We start from the raw sequence: 4,041 nt of genomic DNA on the forward strand, positions 1-4,041 counted from the left end.
CACCAGACGGTCCCGGCGGGCCCGGTAGCGCTGCCGCATCCGCCGCACGTGCCGGTCGTACGCCCCCGCGCGCAGGAACTCGGCGAGCGCCAGCTGGTCGGGCCCGCTCGCCCACGCCTCCCGCTCGCCCTTGGCCTCCAGTACGTCCGCCACGAGGTGCCGGGGCAGCACCATCCAGCCGAGCCGCAGCGCGGGGGACAGGCTCTTGCTCACGGAGCCCACGTAGACGACCCGCTCCGGGTCGAGGCCCTGCACCGCCCCGACCGGCTTGCGGTCGTAGCGGAACTCGCCGTCGTAGTCGTCCTCCACGACGATGCCGCCCCGGGCCCGCGCCCAGTCCACCACGGCCGCCCGCCGCCCCGGATGCAGCGGCCCGCCCGTCGGGAACTGGTGCGCGGGCGTGAGCAGCACCCCCCGCACCTTGCCCGGACCACCCAACTCCTCGATGCAGGCGCCGTCCTGATCGACCGTCAGCGGCATCGTGCGGACGCCGGCCCGGTCCAGGAGCGAGCGATGGAAACCGAGCCCGTACGACTCCACGGCGAGCGGACCCCGCAGCACCGACTCCCCGTACAGCAGACGCAGCGCGTGCGCGAACCCCGAGCAGATCACGATGCGTCCGGGGTCGGTGCGCACCCCGCGCGCACGTGCCAGGTACTCCGTGAGTGCGGTACGCAGCTCGATCCGGCCCTGCGGATCGCCGGGCCCGAACGCCGCGGCCGGCGCGTCGGTCAGGGCCCGCCGGTACGCCGCCGCCCACGCGGCACGCGGGAACGCCGAGGCGTCCGGGGTGCCCTGCCGCAGATCGTGCAATGGCCCCCGGGGACGTACCGGAGCCTCCTTCGGCACGCGCTCCGTCCTGCCCGGCGGCCGCGTCCGCTCGGCGACCCGCGTCCCGGACCCCTGGCGTGCGGTGAGCCAGCCCTCGGCGACGAGCTCGGCGTAGGCGTCGGCGACGGTGTTGCGGGCGACGCCCAGATCGGCGGCGAGGGCCCGGTACGGCGGCAGCCGGGTGCCGGGGGAGAGCCGGCCCGAGCGCACGGCCTCCCGCAGCGCGGCGGCGAGAGCGCCCCGGCGACTGCCCGAACCGGACAGTTCGAGATGCAGGTCGACCCCGATCCGCTCCGCCGAATTGACCCAGGATTCCGTCATGGAAATGCACCCTACAGCGGGTCTATCCCTGCCATAGATTTACTGCCATGACGACAACGACGCAGACCACGGCCCCGCAGACCGCAGAGCTCACCGGCACCGCCCGTACCGACTTCGCCAAGGCCGCGCCCAAGGCCTTCCGCGCCCTCATCGGCTTCGACGCCGCCGCCCGCGCGGGCCTCGACCCGGCCCTGGTGGAACTGATCCAGATCCGTTCCTCGCTGATCAACAACTGCGCGTACTGCCTGCACATGCACACCAACGACGCCCGCAAGGCCGGGGAGAGCGAGGACCGGCTGCACCTGGTCGCCGTGTGGCGCGAGGCGCGGCACTTCTTCACACCGAAGGAGCAGGCGGCGCTGGCGCTCACCGAAGCGGTGACCCGGATCGCCGATGCCGGCGTCCCCGACGCGGTCTACGCGCAGGCCGCGGCCCACTTCGAGGAGGCGGAACTCGCCCAGGTCATCGCCCTGATCTGCACGATCAACACCTGGAACAGGGTCGCCCTGGCGACGGCGAAGCGGGCGGGCACGGACGAGCGCTGAATCAGGGGGTCATGGGGCGGTCGTGGGCCCCGATCGGCGCCGGCAGGCGGGTGTCTCCCGTCAGCCACCGGTCCACGGCCGCGGCGGCGGCCCGCCCCTCCGCGATGGCCCACACCACGAGCGACTGCCCCCGCCCGGCGTCCCCGGCGACGAACACCCCCGGCACCTGCGTGCCGAAGGCGGCGTCCCGGGCCAGCACGCCCCGCTCGGTGACCGCGAGCCCCAACTCGTCGACGACACCACCGGTCCGGCGCTCCGGTCCGGTGAAGCCGAGCGCGATCAGCACCAGATCGGCGGGCAGCGTCCGGTCCGATCCGGGGCGCGGCCGCCGCGCCGCGTCCACCTCCACCAGGTGCACCTCCCGCACCCGCCCCTGCGCATCGCCTGTGAACCGCAGCGTCGACGCCGCGAAGAGCCGTGCGTCCGCGTCGGCGGCCGGCGCCGTCCTCAGCTCGCCCGCCTCCTCGTGCGCGGCGGACAGCCGGTACAGCTTCGGGTACGTCGGCCAGGGCTCGGCCTCGTCGTCGCGGACGTCGTCGGGCTTGCCGTAGATGTCCAACTGGGTGACGGACGCGGCCCCTTCACGCACCGCCGTGCCCAGGCAGTCCGCGCCGGTGTCACCACCGCCGACGATGACGACGTGCCGGCCGGCCGCGCTGAGCGGTGACACGTCGAGGTCGCCCTCGCGGACCCGGTCGGCGAGCGGCAGATACTCCATCGCCTGATGGATGCCGGCCAATTCTCGTCCCGGCACGTCGAGTTCGCGCCGGGCGGTCGCCCCGATGGCCAGCACCACCGCGTCGTACCGGGACCGCAGCCCGGCGGCCGTGACGTCCCGGCCGATCTGCGTCGACGTACGAAAACGCACCCCTTCGTCCCGCAACTGCGCGAGCCTGCGCTCCAGGTGACGCTTCTCTATCTTGAACGCGGGGATGCCGTAGCGGAGCAGTCCGCCGGGCCGGTCGTCGCGTTCGTACACGGCGACCGTGTGCCCGGCCCGGGTCAGCTGCTGCGCCGCGGCGAGACCTGCGGGCCCCGAACCGACGACGGCGACCGTCCGGCCGCTCAGCCGGTCCGGCGGCGACGCGGTCACGAACCCCTCCTGCCAGGCCCGGTCGGCGATGGCCACCTCGACGTTCTTGATGGTCACCGCGGGCTGGTTGATCGCGAGGACGCAGCCCGCCTCACAGGGGGCGGGGCACAACCGGCCGGTGAACTCGGGGAAGTTGTTCGTGGCGTGCAGCCGCTCGCTCGCCGCCCGCCAGTCGTCCCGCGCCACCAGGTCGTTCCACTCGGGGATCAGGTTCCCCAGCGGGCACGCCTCGTGGCAGAACGGGATCCCGCAGTCCATGCACCGGTCGGCCTGCGCCTCGATGAGGGGCAGCAGCCCGCCGGGGACGTACACCTCGTCCCAGTCCTTGATCCGCTCCCCGACGGGACGGCGCGGGGCCTCCCGGCGAGGCGTGGTGAGAAAGCCCTTGGGGTCGGCCACGGCCGGTCTCCCTACGCCGGTACCTGCACCGTGACTCTTTCCGCCACGCTGGCTCCTTTCGTCACGATACGTCTGGACCGCCTCTTCCCGCCCGCCCCATGCGGGCCGTGTCAGGTGAGAGCCAGCACGAACGACGCCGAGGCCGCGAGCGAGGCGGCCCCGCGGACGTGGTTCCACCGCACCCACTCGCGCAGGTACGTGCGCCAGTACGCGGCGCTGCTCCCGGACTCCTCGTCACCGGCCAGCCGGGCGAGCGCCTCGTTGCGCGGAATGTTCGCGACGACCGTCACGCCGAACGAGCCCGCGAGGTACAGGGCACAGCCGAGCAGCAGTTCCACGGTGCCCTCGTCGGGCGGGACCACGAACGTGACCACGGCGATCACCGCGCACAGCACGGCCGCACCGAGGAAGACCACCATGAAGGCCGGCGTCACCGCCGCGACGTTGAGGGAGTTCATCGCCGCGATCCCCCGCGCGGCGGGCAGCGCCGCGAGCCCCCGCATCACGAACGTGGAGAACGCGACGAACACCCCGGCGGTGACGCCGCACCACAGTGCACCGAGCACCACGAGTACGAAGTACGGTCCCTCGATCATCCGAACCCCCCTTGGCCCATGACGGGATCATGCCCCAGAAGCCGGTCCGGGGGCAGCGATTTCGCCGCGCTCCGGACCCGCCCCGGCCCGCCAGGCGTCCAGCACCGCCGCCACCGTCCCGGCCACCTCCGCCCGCGCCGCCTTCCACCCGGCCCCCTCCATCAGGAGCCGGTCATACGGAGTGTCGACATGGCGCACCGCCGCCCGCACCGCGGCGGTCACCGCGCCCTCCGACAGCGCACGCCCCGCCGCGCTG

The 4,041-nt window shown here is 73.7% G+C and carries 5 protein-coding genes; 1 reads left to right on the plus strand and 4 read right to left on the minus strand.

Annotated features, from left to right (window positions below; all coding sequences use genetic code 11):
* Nucleotides 1–1,152: PLP-dependent aminotransferase family protein (locus tag G3I40_RS44440; RefSeq protein WP_164560465.1), on the minus strand; the 1,152-nt coding region annotated here is incomplete at its 3' end.
* A 47-nt stretch (nucleotides 1,153–1,199) separates the two neighbouring features.
* Here G3I40_RS44440 and G3I40_RS44445 point away from each other — a divergent pair.
* Nucleotides 1,200–1,697, plus strand: coding sequence for a carboxymuconolactone decarboxylase family protein (locus G3I40_RS44445; protein WP_164560466.1), 498 nt, complete (start codon nucleotides 1,200–1,202; stop codon nucleotides 1,695–1,697).
* Nucleotide 1,698: 1 nt separating this feature from the next.
* Here the strand turns inward: G3I40_RS44445 and G3I40_RS44450 are convergent, their stop codons facing one another.
* From G3I40_RS44450 to G3I40_RS44460, 3 genes are all read right to left on the minus strand, one after another.
* Nucleotides 1,699–3,189: a glutamate synthase subunit beta gene (locus G3I40_RS44450; RefSeq protein WP_164560467.1), complete on the minus strand. Its 1,491-nt coding sequence runs from the start codon at nucleotides 3,187–3,189 to the stop codon at nucleotides 1,699–1,701.
* A 110-nt stretch (nucleotides 3,190–3,299) separates the two neighbouring features.
* On the minus strand, nucleotides 3,300–3,785 hold the full coding sequence (locus G3I40_RS44455) for an anthrone oxygenase family protein (protein ID WP_164560468.1): 486 nt from the start codon (nucleotides 3,783–3,785) through the stop codon (nucleotides 3,300–3,302).
* A gap of 27 nt (nucleotides 3,786–3,812) precedes the next feature.
* Nucleotides 3,813–4,041 (minus strand): DUF2293 domain-containing protein (locus G3I40_RS44460; RefSeq protein ID WP_164560469.1); only part of this gene is annotated, 229 nt, incomplete at its 5' end.

The sequence above is a fragment of the Streptomyces sp. SID14478 genome, from assembly GCF_010548525.1.
Lineage (GTDB): Bacteria > Actinomycetota > Actinomycetes > Streptomycetales > Streptomycetaceae > Streptomyces.